The sequence below is a fragment of the Aliarcobacter butzleri genome, assembly GCF_900187115.1.
Lineage (GTDB): Bacteria > Campylobacterota > Campylobacteria > Campylobacterales > Arcobacteraceae > Aliarcobacter > Aliarcobacter butzleri.
Genome location: NZ_LT906455.1, coordinates 1,407,337 through 1,431,918, shown reverse-complemented (window position 1 = coordinate 1,431,918; position 24,582 = coordinate 1,407,337). Strand labels below are relative to the sequence as shown.

The following is a 24,582-nucleotide window of genomic DNA, read 5'->3' as shown; positions in this document are numbered from 1 at the left end:
TAAAAACTTCAATTATTATAAAACTAGTTTAATAAGTAAAAATTAAAACTAGTTTTGATAATATTTATCAAAAATACAAGAAGAAATATAAATGCTTAAATATTATGATGAGTTAGTTTATTATGTTCAAAAAATGACAAATGATAAACAATTAGCTTTGGAAATAATACAAGAAACTTACGCTAAAACTTTAGAAAAACAAAAAGAGACAATTATTGAAAATGAAAGAGCATTTTTATATAAAGTCGCAAGAAATCTAACTTTTGATTATTCAAAAAAAGGAAAAATCAAAGAATTTATTGAATTTGAAGAAGATAGATATTTTTGTGAGATTGATGATCAACCAGATGGAATTTTGTTAGAAAATAAAAAAGAAGAGTTACTTTTAGAAGCGCTTAATGATTTGCCTCATCATTTGAAACAAGTTTTTGTACTGCATATTTTTGATGGTTATGACAAAAAACAAATTGCAAAAATTTTGAATCTAAATTTGAATACAGTACAAAAATATATTATAACAGCAACTGCTAAACTAACAGAATATGTAGAAAAAAAAGAGTGGAATTAAAAATGAAAGAAAATATAAAAGAAAAAGCAGCTTATTTTTTTACATGTAAAAAAGATGGTTTTACAAAAGAACAAGAAATAGAATTTAATTCTTGGATAGATGAAAACATTGAACATAAAAAAGCTTATGAAAATGTACAAAGAGTTCAACAAATGTTTTTATCTTTATCAAAAGATACAAAAGAGAAAATTTCACAAGAGGTTCATCAAGGAATAAAAAGAGAAAGAATTTTTAGAAAAACACAATTTTTGAAAATTGCAGCTTCAATTCTTTTTGTAATAGTAGTAAGTTTTTTTGGAATAGAGTATTTGAATTTTGGTATAAAACATAGTTTTACTACAAATAAAGAGATAAAAAATATAGTTTTACCTGATGGTTCAAGAGTAATATTAGATGCTAAAACAAAAGTTGATATAAAATATTTTGAAAATAAAAGAGAAGTAAATATCATCAGTGGGAAAGTTCTTTTTGATGTAGCAAAGAATCCAAATAAACCATTTATTGTAAATGCTAATATGATAAAAGTAGAAGTTTTAGGTACAAATTTCGAAGTAAAAAATGAAGAAGATAAAATATCTATTGATGTTATAAGTGGAAAAGTAAAAGTTGAAGAAAATAAAGATAATAAGTTTGAAGAATTGGCTATTCTAACATCTGGTAAATGTATATCTTTTGATAAAGAAAACAACAAAATAATATTAAAAGATATAGATATAAAAAATATTGCTTCTTGGAAAGATGGAATATTATTTTTCCAAGATTACTCTTTGGAAAAATCTATAAATGAGTTTAGAAAATACAAAGATATAAATATTTTTATTGATAATAATATCAAAAAATATATGATAAGTGGCTCATTTAAAATAGATGAATTTGATAAGTTTCTCTTTGCTTTATCAAAAATCTATTCCTTAAAAATCGATAGAAAAGATAATTACATATATATTTATAAAAAATCATAAGTATTATCTTTTCTTATTATAAATAGAATAAATTTTTCTTTTTATTTTAATAATAATTTATTTAATAAGCTGTATATATATCTTATATTAAAAAATAATAATTTTATTAAATATAAGATAATTTTTATATTAAATTACAAATAATGCTAAAAAATATAAGAAAATTTAAAGGTAAAGAGTATAGAATACAAAAACTAAAAAAATGAATGATTATTCATAAAAATTGAAGGATAAGTTTTGAAAGATAAAAAACTTTATGATAGATTGGCCAATAGGCTATTAGATTTAGAAAAACTACCAAAATTCAAAGAAGAAAAATCAATAACTTCACATTTAGAAGAAAAAGGTATCTCAAGAAGAGATTTTATGAAATGGGCTACAGCTATGACTGCTATGTTAGCACTTCCTGCAACATTTACTCCTTTAGTTGCAAAAGCAGCAACTTTAAGTGATAGATTACCAATTGTTTGGCTTCATATGGCAGAGTGTACAGGATGTAGTGAATCACTACTTAGAACAGATGCTCCAACTATTGATTCTTTAATTTTTGATTATATTTCATTAGAATATCATGAAACTTTGATGGCAGCAGCTGGTTGGCAAGCTGAACATAACCTTGAGTCAGCTATTGAAAAATATAAGGGAAGATATATTTTAATGGTTGAAGGTGGTATTCCAACAGGAGAAAATGCTACTTTTTTAACTATTGGTGGACATGGGAAAACAGGAGAACAATCAGCTATTGATGCTTCAAATAATGCTTTAGCAATATTTGCAATAGGAACGTGTTCCTCTTTTGGTGGAGTTCAAGCAGCAATTCCAAATCCAACTGGAGCAAAAGCTTTATCAAAAGTTACAGATAAATTAGTAATAAATGTTCCTGGCTGTCCTCCAAGTGAAAAAAATATAGTTGGAACTTTACTTCATTATATTCTTTATGGAACTTTACCATCTCTTGATGTTTACAATAGACCAAAATGGGCTTATGGATTAAGAATCCACGATTTATGTGAAAGAAGAGGGCATTTTGATGCAGGTGAGTTTGTAGAAGAATTTGGAGATGAAGGTGCAAAAAAAGGATATTGTTTATATAAAGTAGGTTGTAAAGGACCATATACTTTTAATAACTGTTCAAAAAATAAATTCAATTCTCATACTTCTTGGCCTATTCAAGCCGGACATGGCTGTATTGGGTGTAGTGAACCAAACTTTTGGGATACTATGGGACCTTTTGAAGAACCAGTTGCAAATAGACTTTATAGTACAGTATTCAAAGGTTTAGGAGCTGATGCAACAGCTGATAAAATAGGAGTTGGATTACTAACTCTTACAGGAATTGGTATTGCAGCACATGCCGCTATTTCAAAATTTAAAAATCCAAAAGATTCGCAAGAAGGAGAACATGATGCCGAATAAAAGAGTAATAATAGACCCAATTACAAGAATTGAAGGGCACTTGCGAATAGAAGTTGAAGTAGATGAAAATAATGTAATTCAAAAAGCATATTCATCTTCAACATTATGGAGAGGTTTAGAAACAATAGTAAAAAATAGAGACCCAAGAGATGCTGGGTTTTTAATGCAAAGAATTTGTGGTGTTTGTACATTTTCTCATTATAGAGCAGGAATTGAAGCAGTTGAAGATGCTTTAGGAATAGTTCCACCAATAAATGCAAAACTTACAAGAAGTTTGATGAATATGGCTTTGTTTATGCATGACCATATAGTACATTTTTACCATTTACATGGTCTTGATTGGGTTGATGTTGTATCTGCTCTTGATGCAGATGAACAAAAAGCTTCAAAAGAGGCATTTAAATATAGTGATTTCCCAATAGCAACTGGAGAAAATGACTTAAAAAAAGTAAAAACAAGAGTTAAAGAGTTTGTAGAAAAAGGACAATTAGGACCGTTTGCAAATGCTTATTGGGGACATAAAACTTATAGATTAAGTTCTGAACAAAACTTAATTTTATTAAGTCACTATTTAAAAGCTTTAGAAGTTCAAAGAGATTTAGCAAAACTTATGGCTATTTTTGGAGGAAAACAACCACATCCACAAAGTTTAACAGTTGGTGGAGTAACTTGTGTTATGGATTTATTAGATCCTTCAAGAATGGGAGAATATTTAACTTTATTTAAAGTTAGTGCAGAGTTTATAGAAAATGCTTATCAAGCAGATATCATAATGGCAGCAAGTGTATTTAAAGATGAGTTATCTGTTACAAGACCAGCTGGAGTTATGAATTTTATGGCTCATCAAGAGATGAGATTAAATAAAACGGAATTTTTATTTGATTCTGGAATTATTTTTGATGGAGATTTATCAAAAGTTTACGATATAAATGAAAATTTGATAACAGAAGAAGCAACTCACTCTTGGTATCAAAATAATGAAGCACTTCATCCTTATGATGGTAAAACAAATCCTTTATATACAGGGTTAAGAGATATGGATACTATTGGAATGAATAACGAAGTAGTTCATTCTAAAGTTGTAGATGAAAAAGGGAAATATACTTGGATTAAATCTCCAAGATATGATGGAAAAGCTATGGAAGTTGGACCACTTGCATGTATTTTAATATCTTATGCAAAAGGAAATAAAAAAATAGTTCCAATAGTAGATGAGTTTTTACAAAAAACTGGTTTACCAAAAAGTGCATTATTTACTACTTTAGGAAGAACAGCAGCTAGAATGTTACAAGTAAAAGCTGTTGCTAAACATGGATTAGAAGCTTTTAATACTTTAATTGAAAATCTAAAAGTAGATGAAACAACTTTTACTTCTTATAATATTGATAAAGATAAAGAGTATAAAGGAAGATTCATAGGAGATGTTCCAAGAGGAATGTTATCTCACTGGATTAGAATAAAAAATGGAGTTGTTGAAAACTATCAAGCTGTTGTTCCTTCAACTTGGAATGCAGGACCAATAGATGCAACAGGACAAATGGGACCTTATGAAGCAAATCTAGTTGGTTTAAAAGTGCAAGATATTTCTCAACCTCTTGAAATTATTAGAATTATTCATAGTTTTGACCCTTGTATTGCCTGTGCTGTTCATGTTATGGATAAAAAAGGTAATGACTTAGGAACATACAAAGTGGATCCATTATATGGTTTTTCTTGCTAATATAAATTGGAGCATACAATTATGATAAAAAAACATTATGAATACTCTTTATGGTTGAGGATTACTCACTGGCTTAGAATGCTTGCTATTACAGTTTTAACTTTTACAGGTTTTTATTTGGCATATCCATTTATATCTCCATCATTAAATGGAGGTGAGCCAACAAACTTTTTAAATGCTTTGATGAGAAGTTGGCACATAATTTTTGGATTTTTATTGATTTGTGTAACTTTTGGAAAAATGTATTTATTCTTTTTTGATAGACAAAGTAAAAAAGAGAGGATATCTTTTTTTGATTTTATCTCGCCAAAAATGTGGATAAAACAGATAAAGTATTATATTTTAATAGGTGAACATACTCATTTAAAAGGTGTTTATAATCCACTACAATTTATGGCATATTCTGGAATTTATATATCTTTGATACTTATTTCTTTAACAGGGTTGATTTTACATATTCATGTTTATCATGAAGGAATAGGTGGATTTTTATATGGTATTTTAAGACCAATTGAAGTTTTAATGGGTGGATTAGCTATGGTTAGAGAAATTCATCATATTTGTATGTGGATTTTCATAATATTTTTGCCTATTCATATCTATTTGGTTGTTTTCAACTCAGTTTATGGAAAAAAAGGAGATATGGATTCTATTATCTCTGGATATAAATGGGAAGACCACAAATAATGAATATTTTAATTTTAGGAATAGGAAATATCCTATTCCAAGATGAAGGAATAGGTGCACATTTTATTCACTATTTAGATGAAAAGTATGAGTTTATATCACAAGAAAATAGTGTAAGTTTAGTTGATGGTGGAACTTTAGCTCAAAGATTAATTCCTGAAATCATAAAGTATGATGAAGTTTTGATTATTGATTGTATTGATGCAATAAATTCAAAAGCAGGTGATGTTTTTTTCTTTGATTTTAAAAAAGTTCCTTCAAATATAAACTGGCAAGGAAGTGCTCACGAAGTTGAGATGCTTCAAACACTAAATATGATTGATATGAACAAAGATTTGCCTACAACACATATTTTAGGAGTAATTCCTAAAAGAGTTGCAGATGATACTACTTTTGAGTTAAGCAGTGAAATTATACAAGCTTCAAAAACTATGCAGATGGTTGTTGTTGATTATCTTACAAAACATCAAATTACAGTAAATCAGATAAAAGAAGTTGATATAAAAGAGATAGCTTTGGTTTCATTTAAAAGAGATATAAAAAATGGTCCTAAAGTTTAAATTTACCTACAAATCAAGTGATAAAACTTTAGTAAAATTTTTGGATTTTGCTTCAAAGCAGTTTGATTGTAGTTATAAAATATATCAAGAACTTGATTTTGTTTTTTTATTTATACAAGCAGATGAAAAGACTTTAGAAGAGTTTTCTTCTAAACTATCTTTTTATGTTCCTATGTCAATTTTTTATTATGGTGTTGAAGTTGATGTAATTGAAAACTTACCAAAAGAAGATTCAACTTCTATTTGTGATGATAAGATGATATCTTTTTGTCCAACTTGTCTAAAAGAAGTTGAAGATGAAAATAGTTTAGATTTTTATAATGCCTTTAAATCTTGTGAAGTTTGTAAAAGTTTTGAGAATGCAACTTTTATTTTTGAAAATGAAGAGATAAAATTACATAAAAAACTTTTTGAGAAGTTAAGCCAACTTATAAATGAAGATAAAAAACTGAAAATAAAAACTTTAAGTGGAACTTTTGTTTTTTCTAAAATCAAAGATATAGAAAATCATAAAGAGTTATTAGTTACAAATTTAGAAAATATCAATACTTTGATTGTAGAAAATGCAACATCTATTGTAGCACTTGCAAGTATAGAAAAGCCACAAATTGAGTTTAAAATAAATGAGATTTATAAACTAAAACATAGTATCAAAAAAGAAAAAATAGATTTGCGATTTGCAAATGATTTGACTTTACATCTTTTATCAATAGAGCTTAAAAAATTAAAAATTGATTTTTTAAATATTGAAGATGAAAATGTTAAATTTGATTACTTTTTAGATATAAAAAGTTCTAATAATATCTTTTTAGATATTCCAAAAGTAGTATGTTTTGATAATAAAAAACTGATTTTAAATTCGATTTCTTATCCAAAAAAACTAGATACTGTTTTTAGTAAGTTTAAACAAAAAGATAAAGCTCAATTTATGACTGTTTTAGCTGAAAATGAACTCTTTGATAAATCTATTATTAACTTCTATATTAGCTCTTTAAACGATGATAAAATCTCTTATTATTCTAAAAATGGTTTAGTTGATATTTTAGAAGATTTATATCTTCCAACTTCAATAAAAGAAGTTTTTGAAAGTATAAAAAAAGATACAAATGGAGAAAAACTTCTAAAAAATTATCAAGAAAAATTCAAAGATGATTATGAAATTGCATTAAATACAAAAATAGATTTTTCAAAAAAGTCATTTTTTACTTATTGGCAAATAGCAAAAATAGTGTTAAATTTTAAAGAAGATATAGTTTTAAATGCTTCAAATTCCTTACTTGAAAAAGGACCTAGAATTGACTATAAAATTTTTGATAATAAAAAAGTATTTAATAGAAAATTTGACTATTTACCACTTATAAAAACTGCTATGAGTTTTAAACTTGCTGGTGTTGATGAAGAGACTATTAGTTTAGGATTTATAGAAAGTTTTGCTCATTTTATAGCAAATGAGATTGATATTTTGCACAATACCTATGAACTAGAAGGAGTTAGTTTATGTGGAGATATGTTTGCAAATATTAGGTTTAATCAGCTTGTTGAAAAAAGCATAACAAAAAACTTCAAAATCTATTACAATAAAGAGTTTGTCATCCAAAAATAGATATAGTTTTAAACTTATATAAAAAGAAGAGTGATGATAAACAAAAAAATATCTATTTTTGGAATTGTTCAAGGTGTTGGTTTTCGTCCATTTATTTATAATCTAGCTATCAAATATGATATAAAAGGTTGGGTTAAAAATGATGAAAATGGAGTAGAAATAGAAGCTTATTCTACACAAGAAAATATAGAAAATTTTATAAATGAAATCAAATCAAATCCTCCAGTTCTAGCAAAAATCACTAACATAAAAATCGAAAAAAATAACCAAATAAAAGAGTATAAAAACTTTGAAATTATTCAAAGTTCAAGCTCAAAAGATAAAACAACTATTATCTCTCCTGATATAGCAATTTGTGATGATTGTATCAAAGATGTAAATGATATTGGTAACTTTAGATACAATTATAGTTTAACAAATTGTACAAATTGTGGCCCAAGATACTCAATTATTAAAACAGTTCCTTATGATAGAGCAAATACTTCTATGAATGAGTTCAAATTATGTAAAAAATGTGAAGATGAATATAAAAATCCTTTAAATAGAAGATATCATGCACAACCTGTTGCTTGCGAAGATTGTGGTCCAAATATGACTTTGTATAATATAAATAATAGTATATTATCTTACAATATAAAAGCAATAGAACAAACAGCTAATTTAATCAAAGATGGATATGTAATTGCAGTAAAAGGTATTGGTGGATTTCATATAGTTTGTGATGCAACAAATGATAAAGTTGTTAATAAATTAAGAGAGATTAAAAATAGACCAAATAAACCTTTTGCAGTTATGTTTAATAATATAAATAGTATTAAACAATATACAAATATGAATTATCAAGAAGAAGAGATACTAACTTCAAAAGAGAAACCAATAGTTTTAGTAAAGAAAAGACCTAATACAAATCTATCTTCATATATTGCACCAAATATCTCAAAATTAGGTTGTTTTATAGCAAATTGCGGAATTCATCATCTATTGTTTAAATATCTACAAAATCCTATCGTAGCAACAAGTGCAAATTTAAAAGATGAGCCAATTATAAGGTCAAAAGATGAAATCATCGGAAAATTGGGAAATATTGTAGATTTTGTACTAGATTATAATAGAGATATTGTAAACTCAAGTGATGATAGTATTATACAAAATGTAGAAAATTATAAAATCAAACTAAGAAATGCTAGAGGATATGCTCCTACACATATAAAAATAGAAAAAGATTTAAAAAATAAAGTTCTTTGTCTTGGTGCAAATCAAAAATCAACAATAGCTTTAGGCTTTAAAAATAATTTTATTTTATCACCTTATATTGGTGATTTAAACTCTATTTCTTCTATGGAATATTTTAATAGAACTATAAATAGTTTTAAAAACTTTTATGATTTTGTTCCTGATACTGTTGTTTGTGATCTTCATCCAAAATATGAAAGTACAAAATATGCTTTTAAATTGCTTCAAGATAACCCAAATATAAAGCTTATTCAAGTTCAACACCATTATGCTCATATTCTTTCTGTGATGGCTGAAAATGGCTTAGAAGATGAAGTTTTAGGTTTTGCTTTTGATGGAACTGGATATGGAGATGATGGAAATATCTGGGGTGGAGAAGTTTTTATTGCTTCAAGAAAAGAGTATAAACGAATAAATCATATAAAATATTTTAGGCTTTTAGGTGGTGAAATGGCTATAAAAGAGCCCAAAAGAGTTGCTTTAAGCTTATTATTTGATATTTTTACTTTAGATGAAATCCTAGCTTTAGATAGTTTTGTAGTAAAAGCTTTTAGTAAAGAAGAGATAAAGACTTTATATACAATGTGGCAAAAAGGCCTAAATGCACCATTTTGTAGCTCTATTGGACGTTTATTTGATGCTATTTCTTCATTTGCAAACATTTTACATACTCAAACTTTTGAGGGAGAAACAGGGCTTTTAATAGAAGAAAATTATGATAATTCTATAAAAGATAACTATGAATATAAAATATTAGATGAAAATATAGATATAACTCCTATGATAAGCCAAATTATCGAAGATAAAGATAAAAAAGTCATCTCTTCAAAGTTCATAAATACTTTAGTAAATATCATCATTGAAATCTCAAATAAAGATAAAAATTTACCAGTTGTTTTTAGTGGTGGAGTTTTTCAAAATAAAACTTTACTCGAACTTTTGATAAAAAAATTCAAAGAGCAGGGTAGAGTTTTCTATTTCAATATTGATGTTCCAACTAATGATGAGGGTATTAGTATTGGGCAACTTTATTATCAATATCAATAAATTACAAAATTTACAATAATCCTAAAAAATATCAACTTTATATAAAGAATATTTATTATACAAAATATATCTATTAATATAATATAAGACTTATAAATAATGTTATAAAAATATTTATAAATTGCTATAAAATAGACATTTATTCAAAAAATAATTTTTTCTAAATTTTATATCAAAATACTAATCAAAATTTTCATATTATGATTATATATTTTGTATAAAATTATATATCATTATATTTATACAAATAAAATAAAAAAGATGGATATTTTTTAAAAATTAAGTTTTTATAATGTAAAATGAAAAAACACTCACATATGTTTTTTTAAATATCTCAATCTTAAATATGTAAATGTTTACAAAATAAAATTTAATAAAAAGGATTCGCAATGCCTCCTACTACTTTACAAATAATTGCTGCAGTTATTTTTGCTTTAGCAATTATCCATATCTTTTCTGTAAAATATTTTGAGCATCTTGCTCATAGAAGTACAAAACATTCTGGGCTTTTTCATTTATTGGGTGAAATTGAAGTTGTTTTTGGTGCTTGGGCTTTAATTTTAATTCTATTTATGTTTATATTATCAGGAAAACAAGCAACTGTTGATTATATGAATTCAAGAAGTTATATTGAAGCAATGTTTGTTTTTGTTATTATGATAATAGCTGCGACAAGACCTATTTTACAAACAGTAGTTTTATTTGTAAAAAAACTATCTACTATTATTCCAACTAAAGGTGCTACTGGATTTTATTTTGTTGTTATGTTTTTTGTTCCAATTTTAGGTTCAATTATAACAGAACCAGCTTCGATGACTTTAGCTGCTCTTATTTTATCAGATAAATTATTCTCTCAAGAGATAAGTAAAAAATTTAGATATGCAACGTTGGGTACTTTATTTGTAAATGTTTCAATAGGTGGAACATTAACTAACTTTGCAGCACCTCCAATTTTAATGGTTGCAGGAACTTGGGATTGGAGTACAACTTTTATGTTTACAACTTTTGGTTGGAAATCAATGATTGCTATTTTTATAAGTACAAATTTAATGATTCTTATTTTTTATAAAGAGTTAATAAATATCAAAATTAGAACAACAGTTTCAGATAGAGAAAATATCCCTTTTGGTATTATCTTGACTCACTATTTATTTTTATTTTTAGTTGTTTTCTTTGGACACTATCCAGCTATATTTATGAGTATATTTTTACTTTTTTTAGGAATTACTCATGCTTATCAACAATATCAAGATAGATTGATGTTAAGAGAAGGATTGTTAGTTGCATTTTTCTTAGGAGGATTAGTTATCTTAGGAGGACAACAGCAGTGGTGGCTTCAAGATTTAATTATGAAAATGAGTGATTTACAAGCATTTTTCGCTGCAATTACGGTTGGTTCTGTTACAGATAATGCAGCAATTACATATTTAGGTTCTTTAGTTGAAGGATTAACTGATGAGTTCAAATATGCTTTAGTTGCTGGTGCTGTTTGTGGTGGAGGATTAACTGTTATTGCAAATGCACCAAATCCAGCTGGAGTTACTATTTTGAAAAGTCATTTTGAAGATAGTACAATAGATCCTTGGTATTTATTTTTAGGAGCGTTAGTTCCTACAATAATTTCAGCTTTATGTTTTTTATTTTTGTAAGATTATTTAAAAGGAAAAAATTTATATGGCATCTAATTTAGCAAAATATGCAAGAACAAATAAGAGTCTTATTGTTTTCTCAAATGCTTTCAATCATGTAGAGGCATTTAAAAAATTTTATAACATAAGAGTAAAACCAAAAGAGTTTGGTTATATAAAAATAGATAAAGACAAAATAAACTTAATAGAAGAGAGTCTTTATTGTGATTTAGTAAATGGTAAAAAAAATGAACTTATAAGAGATAGTTTATTACACTCTTGTACAAATCATGCAAGATATATTTTAACTTCATCAAGGTTTGTTATTTTTCCTACGAAATTTAGTTTTAAAAGAGTTGCAAATAGATTGTTTAATGGTTTTATAATTCAAGGTGCAGGTGAAGTTTTATTTAAAAATGAAAATGGTCGTATAAATATTACTTGTTCTGGTGAAGCAAAAGATTTAAATATAAAAGCAAGAAAAATTGATGAAGAGATTATAAAAGAGGATTTGGAAGCTAATTTTTAAGAAGGAGTATTAATACTCCTCTTCATCTTCTGCTTCTGTATCACAACAATAGATACACTCTTCATCAAAAAATGAATATTCATCATAACAATAAAAACTCTCACAGCTTTCACATTTGAAACAGTCATGTTTTTTAGAAAGTATCTGTTCTAATTCTTCTTCGTCCATATTATTAGCTTTAGCATAATCTTCAAAAAGTTTCATAGCATTTGTTGTTTTGCCAGATTTTAACTCTTTTGCTAAATCTTCTAAAGTATCTATTTCCATCTTTTTACCTTTGAATTTAATAAAAGATATATTATGTCAAAAAATGATATAATCGCGACTTAAAAAAATATAGGGTTTTAAAAAATAATGAATAATTCTCAAATCAAAACACAAAAATTTATAATCAAATATTTCACAGAAATAATGATAAAAGGTCAAACAGCAAAAAGACAAATGATCGCACAAGTTTATAACAATCTTGTATCAATCTTATCAAAAATATCACCTGAAATTAAGATAAAAAGATTCTTCGATAAAATCGAAGTTGTTTGCCCAGTTGAAGTAGTTGATAGTGTAAGAGCTAAACTTCTTGAAACTCCTGGAATTGAACAAGTTTTAGAAGCTTTACAGTTTGATAATATGCATACACTTGATGATATTAAAGTAAAAGTAAATGAGATGATGAGCCATGAGATAAAAGATAAAACTTTTGTCGTAAGAGCTAAAAGAACAGGTGCCCAAGAGTTCAAATCAACTGATATTGAAAAAACTGTTGGTGGATATATGTTAGCTATGAATAGTAAAGATACTAAAGGTGTAACACTAAAAAATGCTGAAGTTACTATAAATATTGAACTTGAACATGCACAGTTAAATATTATTACAAAAAAATATATGGGACTAGGTGGATTTCCAATAGGAACTCAAGGAAGTGTTATATCTTTGATGTCTGGTGGATTTGACTCAACAGTTGCTTCATATTTAACTATGAAAAGAGGAATAAAAACTCACTTTATTTTCTTTAATCTTGGTGGATTAGCACATGAAATAGGTGTAAAACAAGTTGCATATTATTTATGGAATAAATTTGGAAGTTCTCATAGAGTTTCATTTATAAGTGTTCCTTTTGAAGATGTTGTTTCTCAAATTTTTAAAGATGTAAGTCAGCCTTATATGGGTGTTATGCTAAAAAGACTTATGTTACTTGCTAGTGAAAAAATAGCTGATAGTTTAGGAATAGATGCTTTAGTAACAGGAGAGAGTGTTGCACAAGTTTCTAGTCAAACATTAAGAAATCTTGCTTTGATTGACCAATGTACAAATAAATTAGTTTTAAGACCACTTTCTATGATGAGTAAACCTGATATTATAGAAATTGCACAAAAAATAGGTACAAGAAGATTTGCTGAAGCAATGCCAGAATATTGTGGAGTAATTTCAAAAAATCCAGTAACTCACGGAAGTTATGAAAGAATGGAAAAAGAAGCACGAGGTTTTGATTATTCTATTTTAGATGAAGCAGTTAAAAAAGCATCTTTTGTAAATGTTGATGAAATAGATGAAAATGTAGGTGAAATAGGGCAAATGGAAATAATTTCTGATTTGAGTAATGCAGAATATACTGTTATTGATATTAGACAAACACCTGATTGTGTAAAAACTTCTGTTGAAACTATAAAAATTCCTTTTTATGATTTGAAAAAAGAGTTTAAAAAACTTCCTCAAGATAAAACATATCTATTTTACTGTGATAAAGGAATTATGAGCCAACTTCACGCACAATATTTAAGAGATAGTGAAGGGTATACAAATATAAAAGTTTATAGACCCTAAAAGGATTTTCAAATAGATGTAGATATAATGAACAACTGTATAGTTTATTTAAGACAATTTAAAAAATAGTAAAGGAAAAGTAAAATGAAAAAAATATTTTTAGGACTAGCTATTGTAATAATAGTTATTGGTGCTATATGTTTAGGATTGAGATCTACTGTAAATAGTAAAATTCAATCAAAAGTAGAAGAGTTAAATAAAAATGGATTTCTTGTAAGTCACGAACACTCTTTTGACCATTATCAAACGATAGGAAAAGGTAAAATAGAAATTATCTATCCTGATAAAGTTGCTTCTTATTTATTTAGTAAAATTGAAGATGAAGATACAAAAAAATCTTTAGAAAAACAATATAACTTACTTGATAGAGCTACAAAAGATAGAGTTTTTGAAGGTATTACTTTTGATTATAACTTTGTTATGAATAATATATCTTCAAAACTTGATTTAGATTTATACTTAACAAATCTATCTCAAAGAACTATGTACAAATTAGAGCAAACATACTCTTATGCTCCACAAACTAACTGGTTAAAACCTCTTTTAGAAAATAAAAAGATTCATTTAAATATAGATGAAAATAAAAATTTCAAATTAGATGATATAAACATCACTATTCCAAATGACTCTTTTATTACTATAAGAGGAGTTCATGGAACACAAAACAATATTAAAGTTGCTTTATTTAAAATAGCAGATGTTTATGATGATAGTTATACAAAAGGAAGTTTATTAATAGATAATTTAGCTTTTGATTATAGCAGTCAAAAAGAGAAAAAAAGTTCTAAACTAGATATTGAAAACTTAGAATTTATGGATTATACAAATGTTGTTAGTATCAAAAATCTAATTTTAGATTCTCAATCTTTACAAGATAAAGATAATATTTCTGGAAATAGTAAAATCTCTTTTGATGAATTAAATATCGTAAAAGATAATAAACTATATCTTACAAGCAGTTCAAAAAATATTGGATTAAACAAAACATCATTAGATATCGCTTTTGATAAAATTCCATATAAAAAATATGAAGAGATGTTAAGTTCTATATCAGATAAAGATTTCTTACAAAAATATGATGATTTTATGAAAGCAGTTTCACAAAATGGTTTCCAAATGACTATAAATGGAGCATCAAACAATTTTAAAATCGATGAAAATAAATATTTTAATACTTTAAAAGTTAACTCAACATTTAAAATGAATCAAAATTTTGATTCAGTGAATAAAATAAAAAGTATAAAAGATATTTTTGAAGTTGTAAAAGCAACTTTAGATATAGATGCTGATTCTGTTAAGTCTTTAAGCAGTTTATTAAAAGATGAAGAGTTCAAAGCAATAGATATTGAGAATAACCAAAAAAGATTTGAAATAGAACTAAAAGATGATGGTTTATACTTTAATAGTAAAAAATTCTTAGACCAAAAAGATTTAGAATTTTCATCACTAAACACTTTAGGTACTTCAGTTTTAGCTGAAAATGGGAAAGTAGTAAGTTCTTATGAACTAATAGATAAAAATCTTTTAAGAGTGACTTTTAAATATACTACTAAGTTAGAAAATGTTACAGCAGGTGGATTAGCGGTATCTTTCCCTCAACTTAAAGATGCTTCAAAAATAAAAGCACATAATACAAAATCTTTTGACAAAATTGATTATTATAAAGGTGGTCAAGAAATTTACAGTGGAATGTTAGGTAAAAATGTAAAAGCAGAATATTTAATGGTTGAAGGTTGGGATAAAAACTGGACTGATACAAAACAAGAAAAAGAGTTTAGTTTAGATATCGATATTTCAGAACTTAAAAAAGATTATAGTTATTTAGAAATAAATTTAAGAGGTGGTTCTTTAAATGAAAATGTAGAAACTACTTCACCTAAATATTCAGAAATTGTTCCAAATGAGAGTCAAAGTTTCACAACTGACCAACAAAGTTATCCAGTAAATATAGCAGATATTTATCTACTAGATTTAAAACTTGATAAAAAATAAAAATATTAAGGTTTAAAAAACCTTAATATTAAATCTCTTTATTGTGAATTTTCATAATAGTTTTTTCGATTGGAATAAATCCAAAAGGAATCACAGAATATATAAAAAGTAAAATTCCAGTTCCTATTTTCCAGTTATTCTCTTTCATCGCTTTATATAAAAAAATACAAAATAGAATAAATAAAACACCATGAGCCATTCCTACTATCTTAACAGCTATTGGCAATCCTACAAAATATTTTAATGGCATTGCAATAAATAATAAAATTAAAAATGATAATCCTTCAATAAACGAGATAGTTTTAAATCTGTCAAAATTTATATTGTTCATAAATACTCCTTTTTTGAACTTGAAGTATATTCCAGTTTGGTTTATAAAAGGTTAATATAAGAGTTTTTTTGTACAATTTTTGGTGGTTTATTTATAAATAATGAATCAAATTGCAAAATAATTAAGGATTAAATATATGAATAAAATTATAAATAAAATTTTTATTATATCTACTATAACTACATTTTCTTACTCTTTAGATTTTACTAAACATTTAGAATTATCTTATGTCGATACAAGTGGAAATACGAATACAAGTACTTTTTCAGCAAAACTTGAAACTCTTACAAAACTTGCTGAAGGTGAAGAACTAAAAGCAAAAGCAACAGTTTTATATAGTAAAGATAATGATGAAACATCAGCAAATAAATATGATATTGAAGTTGATTATAATCATATGATAAATGAAAAACTCTATTCTTATATGGGAATAAATTATATAAATGATGAATTATCAGATTATGATTATAGATTAAATATAGGTCCTGGATTTGGATACAAATTTATAAATGATGATATTCAAACTTTAGATATTCAAGCTGGATTGGATTATGCTTTTGATAAGTATGAAAATGGGAAAAAAGATGAATATGTCGCTCCAAGAACAGAGACAAATTATAGATATAGAATAAATGACAATATGCAGTTCAAACAAATGTTAAGCTTCTTAATATCTTCAGAAGATAGTGAAAAATACTTCTTTACGAGTGAATCTAGTCTAAATCTAAAAATGATAGAAAATATCTCTTTAGGAATTAGTTATAGAATAGATTATGTAAATCAAACAGAAAAAGAAAATACTGATAGAAAGTTTTTAACTTCATTGATTATAGATTTTTAAATCCTAAGAATTATAATTAATTTTATTTAAAATATAAAACTGTGACGCTAATTGTGACGCAAAAAAGTTATAATCTATTTATTTAAAATTAAAAAAGGATTGTTTTATGTATGGTAGATTGATGAATGAGTCTTTAAAAGCATTGATTGAAAATAAAAAGGCTTTATTTAAAGCTTTGTTTATTCCTATATTGTTTTTACTTGGTATAAATTTGTTTTTTCCTAATATAATGGTTATTCAAGATGGAAAACCAGTTTTAGATAAAAATATTCAACATATATTTGGAGTTATAGTTGTTATATCTTTTTATATAAACATTGTTATAGCTGTGTCTGTTCATAGAATTATATTGATAAAAGACAATATTCCTTTGCTTAGAAGTATTCTTCCTTCAAGTACAGAGCTGAATTTTTTTCTTAAAATATTACTATTTTTTATTTTAACGCTGTTAGTTGCTTTTTTGATTTCTGCTTTTGGAATGATGTTGTTTATGCTTTTTGTTGATAGAAATATTGCTATGATTTTGGCTGCTATTTTAGCTTTCATAGTTGTATCTTTACTAGCAAGTAGATTTTCTATGGTTTTTCCAGCTATTGCAATAAATGAAAAAATGGGTTTTTCTGAAGCTTTAAATATGACAAAAAACTATAAATTTTTATCTTTATTTATGGTTGTTATATTTCCTATTATAATATCAGTTTTAATTGCATTTGTTTATGGACTAATCATTAAGTTTCTTTCAGGAGTTGTATCTCCTCATTTTGAATTGTTATATGTATTCTTAAATGTTTTTATTACAGTATTGACTATTAGTTGTTTATCAGTTACATATTCTTATATAAAAGAGGAAAATGATAAAAAATCTTTAGAAAATGAAATAGAGTAGTAGATTTTAATAAATACTTATGAAGGAAATATGTGAGAAATTGGTTTTGTTTTTTGATATTATTATCACTTAGTTTAAATGCAGATGAAAAAAAAGCTCCATTTTATGTAACAGTTGATTTTTCTAAAAAAGGAACGGTTTATGAAACAGACTTTCAAGCTCCTTGGAATATTTGGGGGTCTTGGGTAGAATTTTATTTATTAGTTAGGCATCCTTATGATAAAGTAGATGATGAAAACTATCAAATAGAAAGAATGATTACTTATGGAGATGGAGCTGATGGTAAGAAAATATCGGAAGACGATAATGTCTTTTTTAAACTTAAAGTTACTCTTACCCCTCTTGGTTGGGCTAGTGATGATATAAAAATAAGAATTTTAAAGCCTACTGGATGGATAAAAAAAGAGTTAAAAAATATAGAAAAAATAGAAGAGATAGTAACTATTCCCCTTTATGGTAGTTTTACTCAGTCAGGAATCAAATATATTATGTTAGCAGATTTACAAAGGCTTAGTAGGTATCATATAAAAGTAGAGAGTTTAGAAGATGTAGAATTACCAAATGGTACTACTAATATAAGATTTGGAATAAATAGATATAGTAGCAAACATTAACAAAGGGAGAAGAGTATGGCAAAAATAGAAAAATTATATTTGCTAGAAATGATTTTATGAATTACAGCAAGATTATTTTTGCACTTTTAGTGCTTTATATTTTAGCAGATATGGCAAATACATATTTTATTAAGTAAGTAATTTTACTTACTTAATTTTACTTTTTTTGCTACTTTTGAAAATATTGGTACTACTAAAACAACAATATATCCTACTATTGCTCCCAATAGTATCTCACTAAAAAATCCACCAAGAGGAACAGCTTTTAAAGTTTCACTAAATGAGCTTAAAATATGTGTTTCGTGTGCTATTATTCCTCCACCAACAGCAAGCATAGCAATAGTTCCTAAAACACCAATAACTTTTATAATATATGGCATAGCTTTTACAAAACCATCTCCAATTTTTTGTAAGATTTCACTTCTTTTTTCTTGTAAATAAAAACCTATATCATCAAGTTTTATGATAAATGCAACTATTCCATATACAAAAATAGTTGTCAAAATTCCAACACTAATTAGAACAAAAAGTTTAGTTAAAAAATCACTATTATCAAGTAAACTTAAACTAATTACAATAATCTCAAAAGATAAAATAAAGTCTGTTTTTACAGCACTTTTTACTTTCTCATCTTCAAAGTTTTCATTTGAAATCTCTTTTTTATTGTTATCTTCATTATGTTCTTCATGGTGAAAAAACTTTTCTAAGATACTCTCAACTCCTTCATAAGCTAAATATGCTCCTCCGATGATTAAAATAGGAGCTATTGCCCAAGGTGCTAGATAACTTAAAAGTAAAACAATAGGAATGATGATAAATTTATTTATAAAACTTCCTTTTGCAATTTTATAAACAATTGGAAGCTCTCTAAGTGCTGCTTTTCTTTTTGCTTCAAGCATTGCTACATTTCTTATATGTTCTAACTCTAAAATAATTTCTTGTTGAGTTTTAGTATCTAGTTTTTTTATATTTTCTTGAAATTCTTCAACTGATTTTGCTTTTTCTAGCTCTTTTTTTAGGATTTCTGAAGTTGTTTCATTTGTAAAATTTGCAATTGCTGCAAGGTCATCAACTAAAAGACCACTTGATTTTATACTTGCAAGTTTTGTATAAGTTGCAATATCATCAAAAAGTAGCCCAATATCATCTAGTGAAGTAGCAAGAGATTTTGCAGTTGTTGCCATAGTTTTTCCAGCAAGTGATCCAATATCATCAGCTAAAATAGATAAATAGCCCAATATTCCAGCCATTAAAATCCTTTTTATAATTTTTAAAATAGAATATTATTTAATTTTAGTTAATATAGCGATAATAAAAAGGTTTATTTTGAAAAATATTTATGATTGTATAGTTATTGGTGGGGGACCTGCTGGAATCCTAGCTAGTATTAGTTGTGCTAGCGAAAAAAATAGTGTCTTACTTCTTGAAAAACTTCCAAAAATCGCAGCTAAACTAAAAGCAACAGGTGGAGGAAAGTGTAATCTTACAAATACTTTATCAACTGAAGAGTTTATGGCAAAGTTTGGTAAAAATGGTCGTTTTATGAGCCATGCTTTGGAAATTTTTAATGCAAGTGATTTAAGAAATTTTTTTGCCAAAATTGGGGTTGAAACAATAGCTAGAGATGGTTTTAGAGTATTTCCTGTAAATCATAGTTCAAGTATAATTTTAAGTGCTTTAGATGAAGAACTAAAAAGAGTTGGAGTGGAAGTTGAGTGTTCAGTTGCAATACAAACTATAAAAAAAGAAGATGATATTTTTATCATAACTTCAAAAGATAAAATCTATAAATCAAAAAATATCATCATAGCAACTGGAGGTTTGGGTTATCCAATTCTTGGAGCAACTGGTGATGGATATATCTATGCAAAAGATTTTGGTCATAGTATCACATCAACTCATCCCGCTATGATGCCACTAATGACAAAAGAGAAAAACTTTGCTTCTTGTAAAGCTGATACGATTGCAAAAGCTATTTTAAAAGTAAATATTCCTAAATACAAAAACTTAAAACTTGTTGGAGATTTGATTTTTACAAAAGAGGGTTTAAGAGGTCCAGTTATTTTGGATTTTGCAAGAGAAATTACTCCTATTTTAGCAAAACACAGTGAAGTTCCACTTTTGATAAATTTTTTAAAAGGAAAAAATGAAGAAGAGATTTTTTCTCATCTAAAAAATGAGATAGCAAAAAATCCAACACATACTATTTTAGAAAATTTAGAAACTCTACTTGCAACAAGTGTTGCAACTGAGATTTTAAATATTTGCCAGATTGATACAAGTTTACGATTTAAACAAATTGAAGGAATAAAAAGAGAAAAATTGGTTAAAACATTAGCTTGGACACCTTTTACAATTATAGGTCATGAGGGATTTAAAAATGCCATGATTACAAGAGGTGGAGTTGAACTAAAAGAGATTGATTCGAAAACTATGCAAAGTAAAATAGTAGATGGTTTATACTTTTGTGGAGAAGTTGTAAATATAGATGGACCTTGTGGCGGATATAATCTCCAATGGTCTTTTTCAAGTGGTTTTTTAGCTGGAAAATTAAATAAATAAGAATTAGGAAAAATATGAAAAAAATAAATTTAAAACATTATATATATATAGTATTAGGTTCATTAGCAATGGCATTTGGAACAGTATGTTTTTTATCTCCAAATCAGATAATTACAGGTGGAGGAGTAGGAATTTCTTTACTTTTACATGCACTTTTCCCTCAAATTACTTTAGGTATTTTTATGGCGATAGTTAGTATTCCATTTTTGATTATGTCATACATATATTTTGGAAAATACTATTTATTTAAAACATTTATTGTAGTTATTCTTTTATCGACTTTTACAGATGTTTTAAAAGAAGTTTTACATATAAAACCGATGACAAATGATATTTTATTAGCTGCAATTTTTGGTGGGATTTTTATAGGTTTAGGTGTTGGTTTTGTAATAAAAGGAAGAGCATCGACAGGAAGTACTTCGGTTGTTGGAGAGATAGTTGCTAAAAAAACAAAATATAAAGCAGCAGAAGTTTTACTTGCTATTGATGCAACAATTATGTTTGCATCGGTTTTTGTTTATAACGATATAAATAAATCCCTTTATAGTATGATTAGTGTTTATGTTGGAATTAGAGTTATTGATATGATTTTAACAGGTCGTCCTTCTAAAAAAATAGTAAATATTGTTTCAAATAATGTAGAAGTTTTAAAAGAGCAAATAAGAGAAAGAATTGAAGAACACGGTACAATTTTAACAGGAATTGGACTTCATCAAGGACAAAATAAAACTATTATTTATGTTACAGTTGAAGCTAGTAAAATTGATTTATTAAAGAATTTGATAACAAAATATGACCCAGATGCTTTTATGATAATAACAGAAGCTTCAGAGTTTTTAGGCAGAGGTTCAAAATAATCTAAAATAGACAAGTTTTAAAAACTTGTCCATTCATCATCATCTTTTGTTGTTGGTTTTATTTCATTTTGAGACTTTTTGATTTGTGTTTCTTGTTTTTTTGGCGTTGATTTTTTGATATTTACAACTCCTATATTTTTTGTTGTCTCTTCTAGATTTTTTGCTTTAACTTCATCTTTACCAATAAATTCTTTTGCATTTGCATTTGAAAGAACTAATTTAGCAATTGTATCAGTTTGAACAGCAACACCATAAGTTTGAGATGCAATTTGTGCATTTTGTTGAGTTTGTTGGTCTAAAGAGTTGATTGCGTGATTTATTTGTTCAATTCCTGCAAGTTGTTCTTTACTTGAAGATTCAACACCTTTTATAAGCTCAATAGTTTGTATTATATTTTCATTTAGTGCTTTATATCCACTTATCATATCTTCTGATATTTTTTTACCTTGATCTGCTTTTTGTGTCGCACTTTCAACTAGATTTTTTATTTCGCGTGCAGCTTCAGCACTTCTACTTGCTAGGTTTCGTACTTCTTGTGCAACAACAGCAAATCCTTTTCCAGCTTCTCCAGCAGTTGCAGCCTCAACAGCAGCATTAAGAGAAAGAATATTTGTTTGGAAGGCAATTTGGTCAATTACTGTAATTGCTTCATTTATAGCATTTACTTCTTTGTCTATTTCATTCATTGCACTTGTTGTTTGGCTTGCTAGTGTTTGTCCATTTGTTACAGAACTTGTAACACTTGAAGCAAGTCTTGACATTTGAATAATATTATCTGTATTGCTTGAAATATTACTTGAAATCTCTTCAACAGCAGCTGCAGTTTCTTCTAAAGCAGCAGCAGCTTCATTTGAGTTTCTATTTAGCAAATCAACATTTTTAAGTAAAATTTCACTACTTCCACCTAAAGTTAAACCATTTGATTTATTTTCAACAAGCATTTCATTTATAATATCTGCAAGATTATTTAAACCAGTTGTTACACCACTTTTACAATTAGGAATCCTATATGTAAAATCAAGTTTTGCATATTTTTCAAGAGCTTCTGTTACATGATTTATATTTGTACAAATTTTTATTTGTAAACTATGGAACATATCATTTAGATGCTCTCTTAAAGATTCTAAATTTCTAGATTCAGCTTTATTGTTTAGCCTTTTATTTAAAAATCCATTTTTTATATCTTCTGCAATAGCATCAATTTCACCTAAAAACTTTTTATCAGATTCTAAAGTTCTTTTCGTTTTTTCAATATTTTCATTTACAGCTTTTGCCATAGTACCAAATTCATCTTTTGAACTATCGTCTAAAAACTCTATTTTGCCGTTATTATCATTGTTTATAAAGTCAAAAAAGCTTAATAATCCATTTTCAAAATTAGCTAAAGATTTTATCAAACTATTTGCTAAGAAAAGTGAGAATGATACGAAGAAAATAATCGCAAGGATGATAGTTATAACTAATATAATATCCATATTTTTTAAAGTTTTATCTTTAAGTTCAGCAGAGTTTTTGCTAATAAGATTTAATTTATCTTCTAAAGTAAGACCAGTATTTGCAATCTCTTTGATAATACTTGTAAGTTGTTCACTATTTTCTAAAGTTCCATTAAATTGCGCAATTTTTATAGGATACATTCTATCAAATAAATATAGATATCTTCCAGATAAATCTAAAAGTTCGCCAACTAAATCAATATTTTCTTTTTCAGCTAATTTAGTTTTTAAATCTCTAAGATTTGCTTGTAAATCAGAAAAATCATTTCTTACTTTTAAAGCAGTTTGTTCATTTGGATTTTGTAAAAATTGATAAACAGAAATTCTTCCTTTTAACATTTGTTGTATAAGTATATCTGTTTGTTTAACAACATTTTGTCTTGCATTTGCATTACTTTCAAAATATAAAAATATCGAAGCACAGGCAATAATTACAACAATAAATACTATTGGTAATAAAAATAACTTTTTTCTAGTAGAAACATCTTTTAGCATAAACTCCCCCTTTTATGATATTCAAAATTATACTTAAAATATAAATAAATTGCTTATAAAAAGATTAAAAAAAAGAAAAGATTATAATTAAGATAAGAAAATATTATTTAGAATGGTAATTTGGTTACATTTTTTATAGTTGAACTTAAATTCATACTCTTTTAGGTAATAGAAAAAATTATTTTCTTCAATTCCTTTGTATTTTTTTAAGTTTAATTCAATGTATTTCCAAAACTCATTTAGTTTTGTTTGGTGGGAATTTTGTGAGTGAATTTTATACCAATTAAGATATTGAATAAATCCATCTTCTATATCAAAAGCGCGATTTCCAATTTTTGGCATAAGTAGAGTATAAACTTTTCCATTTGAGTAAAATCCTATTATATTTATAGCTTCACTTAGAGATTTTTTCTTTTTATGTTTTTCTCTCTCTTTTATATAATAAAACTCTTCATATTCACTGTAATCTTTTATAGAATTTTGGTACTCTTCTTCAAGAAAAATGGCTATTTTTCTTCTAAGTAAATCAAATCTATCTTTTACAGTTTTGTAATTTAAATCTAACTCTTTTGCAGTTTCAAGTGCATTTTTATCTTCGCAAAATTTTTCAATGATTAATTTATCTTTTTCAAGTTTTTTCAAAGATAGTTTTTTTGCGCATTTTTTGCACTTAATATAGTCATTTGCTAGTATATAAAAGGTATTATTTTCACAATTTGGACAATTCATAAAAT

22 protein-coding genes are annotated in these 24,582 nt (G+C 26.3%); 17 read left to right on the top strand and 5 right to left on the bottom strand.

Features of this window, described 5'->3' with window-relative positions; genetic code table 11:
• The first annotated feature begins 91 nt into the window (after nucleotides 1-91).
• From CKV87_RS07145 to CKV87_RS07100, 10 genes are all read left to right on the top strand, one after another.
• Entirely contained in the window at nucleotides 92-568 is a 477-nt protein-coding gene (locus CKV87_RS07145) for an RNA polymerase sigma factor (RefSeq protein ID WP_012013086.1), read from the top strand.
• A gap of 2 nt (nucleotides 569-570) precedes the next feature.
• On the top strand, nucleotides 571-1,530 hold the full coding sequence (locus tag CKV87_RS07140) for a FecR family protein (protein ID WP_012013085.1): 960 nt from the start codon (nucleotides 571-573) through the stop codon (nucleotides 1,528-1,530).
• 264 nt (nucleotides 1,531-1,794) lie between these two features.
• Nucleotides 1,795-2,946, top strand: a complete 1,152-nt coding sequence (locus CKV87_RS07135; protein ID WP_371317643.1) for a hydrogenase small subunit — start codon at nucleotides 1,795-1,797, stop codon at nucleotides 2,944-2,946.
• Nucleotides 2,936-4,666: a nickel-dependent hydrogenase large subunit gene (locus CKV87_RS07130; protein WP_012013084.1), complete on the top strand. Its 1,731-nt coding sequence runs from the start codon at nucleotides 2,936-2,938 to the stop codon at nucleotides 4,664-4,666. The genes CKV87_RS07135 and CKV87_RS07130 overlap by 11 nt, the downstream gene beginning before the upstream one ends.
• Nucleotides 4,667-4,687: 21 nt before the next feature.
• Nucleotides 4,688-5,353: a Ni/Fe-hydrogenase, b-type cytochrome subunit gene (gene cybH / locus CKV87_RS07125; RefSeq protein WP_012013083.1), complete on the top strand. Its 666-nt coding sequence runs from the start codon at nucleotides 4,688-4,690 to the stop codon at nucleotides 5,351-5,353.
• Complete coding sequence (locus CKV87_RS07120; protein ID WP_041645077.1) at nucleotides 5,353-5,913, top strand: HyaD/HybD family hydrogenase maturation endopeptidase; 561 nt, start codon at nucleotides 5,353-5,355, stop codon at nucleotides 5,911-5,913. Before cybH ends, CKV87_RS07120 begins: the two co-directional genes overlap by 1 nt.
• Entirely contained in the window at nucleotides 5,897-7,516 is a 1,620-nt protein-coding gene (locus CKV87_RS07115) for a hypothetical protein (protein WP_012013081.1), read from the top strand. Before CKV87_RS07120 ends, CKV87_RS07115 begins: the two co-directional genes overlap by 17 nt.
• A gap of 33 nt (nucleotides 7,517-7,549) precedes the next feature.
• The gene (gene hypF, locus CKV87_RS07110) at nucleotides 7,550-9,796 is read left to right on the top strand and encodes a carbamoyltransferase HypF (protein ID WP_041644946.1); all 2,247 of its coding nucleotides are present in this window, start codon (nucleotides 7,550-7,552) and stop codon (nucleotides 9,794-9,796) included.
• Between the two features lie 389 nt (nucleotides 9,797-10,185).
• Nucleotides 10,186-11,445, top strand: a complete 1,260-nt coding sequence (locus CKV87_RS07105; protein WP_012013079.1) for a putative Na+/H+ antiporter — start codon at nucleotides 10,186-10,188, stop codon at nucleotides 11,443-11,445.
• 25 nt (nucleotides 11,446-11,470) lie between these two features.
• Nucleotides 11,471-11,953, top strand: a complete 483-nt coding sequence (locus CKV87_RS07100; RefSeq protein ID WP_012013078.1) for a hypothetical protein — start codon at nucleotides 11,471-11,473, stop codon at nucleotides 11,951-11,953.
• Between the two features lie 9 nt (nucleotides 11,954-11,962).
• Here the strand turns inward: CKV87_RS07100 and CKV87_RS07095 are convergent, their stop codons facing one another.
• Complete coding sequence (locus CKV87_RS07095) at nucleotides 11,963-12,220, bottom strand: hypothetical protein (RefSeq protein WP_004509651.1); 258 nt, start codon at nucleotides 12,218-12,220, stop codon at nucleotides 11,963-11,965.
• An 87-nt stretch (nucleotides 12,221-12,307) separates the two neighbouring features.
• On the opposite strand from CKV87_RS07095, the gene thiI reads away from it, so the two are divergent.
• Together thiI and CKV87_RS07085 are read left to right on the top strand one after the other, a co-directional pair.
• On the top strand, nucleotides 12,308-13,774 hold the full coding sequence (thiI, locus tag CKV87_RS07090) for a tRNA uracil 4-sulfurtransferase ThiI (RefSeq protein WP_012013077.1): 1,467 nt from the start codon (nucleotides 12,308-12,310) through the stop codon (nucleotides 13,772-13,774).
• Between the two features lie 84 nt (nucleotides 13,775-13,858).
• Nucleotides 13,859-15,766 carry a hypothetical protein gene (locus CKV87_RS07085; RefSeq protein WP_012013076.1) on the top strand — a complete coding sequence of 636 codons (1,908 nt, stop codon included), beginning with the start codon at nucleotides 13,859-13,861 and terminating at the stop codon, nucleotides 15,764-15,766.
• A 28-nt stretch (nucleotides 15,767-15,794) separates the two neighbouring features.
• Here CKV87_RS07085 and CKV87_RS07080 read toward each other — a convergent pair whose 3' ends face one another.
• A complete protein-coding gene (locus CKV87_RS07080; RefSeq protein WP_012013075.1) occupies nucleotides 15,795-16,097 on the bottom strand; it encodes a DUF3817 domain-containing protein in 303 nt (100 codons plus the stop codon).
• A 136-nt stretch (nucleotides 16,098-16,233) separates the two neighbouring features.
• On the opposite strand from CKV87_RS07080, the gene CKV87_RS07075 reads away from it, so the two are divergent.
• The 3 genes from CKV87_RS07075 to CKV87_RS07065 all read left to right on the top strand — a co-directional run bounded on the left by CKV87_RS07075 (nucleotide 16,234) and on the right by CKV87_RS07065 (nucleotide 18,438).
• Complete coding sequence (locus tag CKV87_RS07075; protein ID WP_012013074.1) at nucleotides 16,234-16,938, top strand: DUF481 domain-containing protein; 705 nt, start codon at nucleotides 16,234-16,236, stop codon at nucleotides 16,936-16,938.
• 106 nt (nucleotides 16,939-17,044) lie between these two features.
• Nucleotides 17,045-17,824, top strand: a complete 780-nt coding sequence (locus tag CKV87_RS07070) for a hypothetical protein (protein ID WP_012013073.1) — start codon at nucleotides 17,045-17,047, stop codon at nucleotides 17,822-17,824.
• 32 nt (nucleotides 17,825-17,856) lie between these two features.
• Nucleotides 17,857-18,438: a hypothetical protein gene (locus tag CKV87_RS07065; RefSeq protein WP_012013072.1), complete on the top strand. Its 582-nt coding sequence runs from the start codon at nucleotides 17,857-17,859 to the stop codon at nucleotides 18,436-18,438.
• Nucleotides 18,439-18,581: 143 nt separating this feature from the next.
• Here CKV87_RS07065 and CKV87_RS07060 read toward each other — a convergent pair whose 3' ends face one another.
• Nucleotides 18,582-19,688, bottom strand: a complete 1,107-nt coding sequence (locus CKV87_RS07060) for a DUF808 family protein (RefSeq protein ID WP_012013071.1) — start codon at nucleotides 19,686-19,688, stop codon at nucleotides 18,582-18,584.
• Between the two features lie 76 nt (nucleotides 19,689-19,764).
• On the opposite strand from CKV87_RS07060, the gene CKV87_RS07055 reads away from it, so the two are divergent.
• Together CKV87_RS07055 and CKV87_RS07050 are read left to right on the top strand one after the other, a co-directional pair.
• Complete coding sequence (locus tag CKV87_RS07055; protein ID WP_012013070.1) at nucleotides 19,765-21,000, top strand: BaiN/RdsA family NAD(P)/FAD-dependent oxidoreductase; 1,236 nt, start codon at nucleotides 19,765-19,767, stop codon at nucleotides 20,998-21,000.
• A 14-nt stretch (nucleotides 21,001-21,014) separates the two neighbouring features.
• Nucleotides 21,015-21,857, top strand: coding sequence for a YitT family protein (locus CKV87_RS07050; protein WP_012013069.1), 843 nt, complete (start codon nucleotides 21,015-21,017; stop codon nucleotides 21,855-21,857).
• A 17-nt stretch (nucleotides 21,858-21,874) separates the two neighbouring features.
• Here CKV87_RS07050 and CKV87_RS07045 read toward each other — a convergent pair whose 3' ends face one another.
• Both CKV87_RS07045 and CKV87_RS07040 read right to left on the bottom strand, forming a co-directional pair.
• Nucleotides 21,875-23,848, bottom strand: coding sequence for a methyl-accepting chemotaxis protein (locus tag CKV87_RS07045; protein WP_012013068.1), 1,974 nt, complete (start codon nucleotides 23,846-23,848; stop codon nucleotides 21,875-21,877).
• Nucleotides 23,849-23,935: 87 nt separating this feature from the next.
• Complete coding sequence (locus CKV87_RS07040; protein ID WP_226790344.1) at nucleotides 23,936-24,490, bottom strand: hypothetical protein; 555 nt, start codon at nucleotides 24,488-24,490, stop codon at nucleotides 23,936-23,938.
• Nucleotides 24,491-24,582 lie beyond the last annotated feature (92 nt).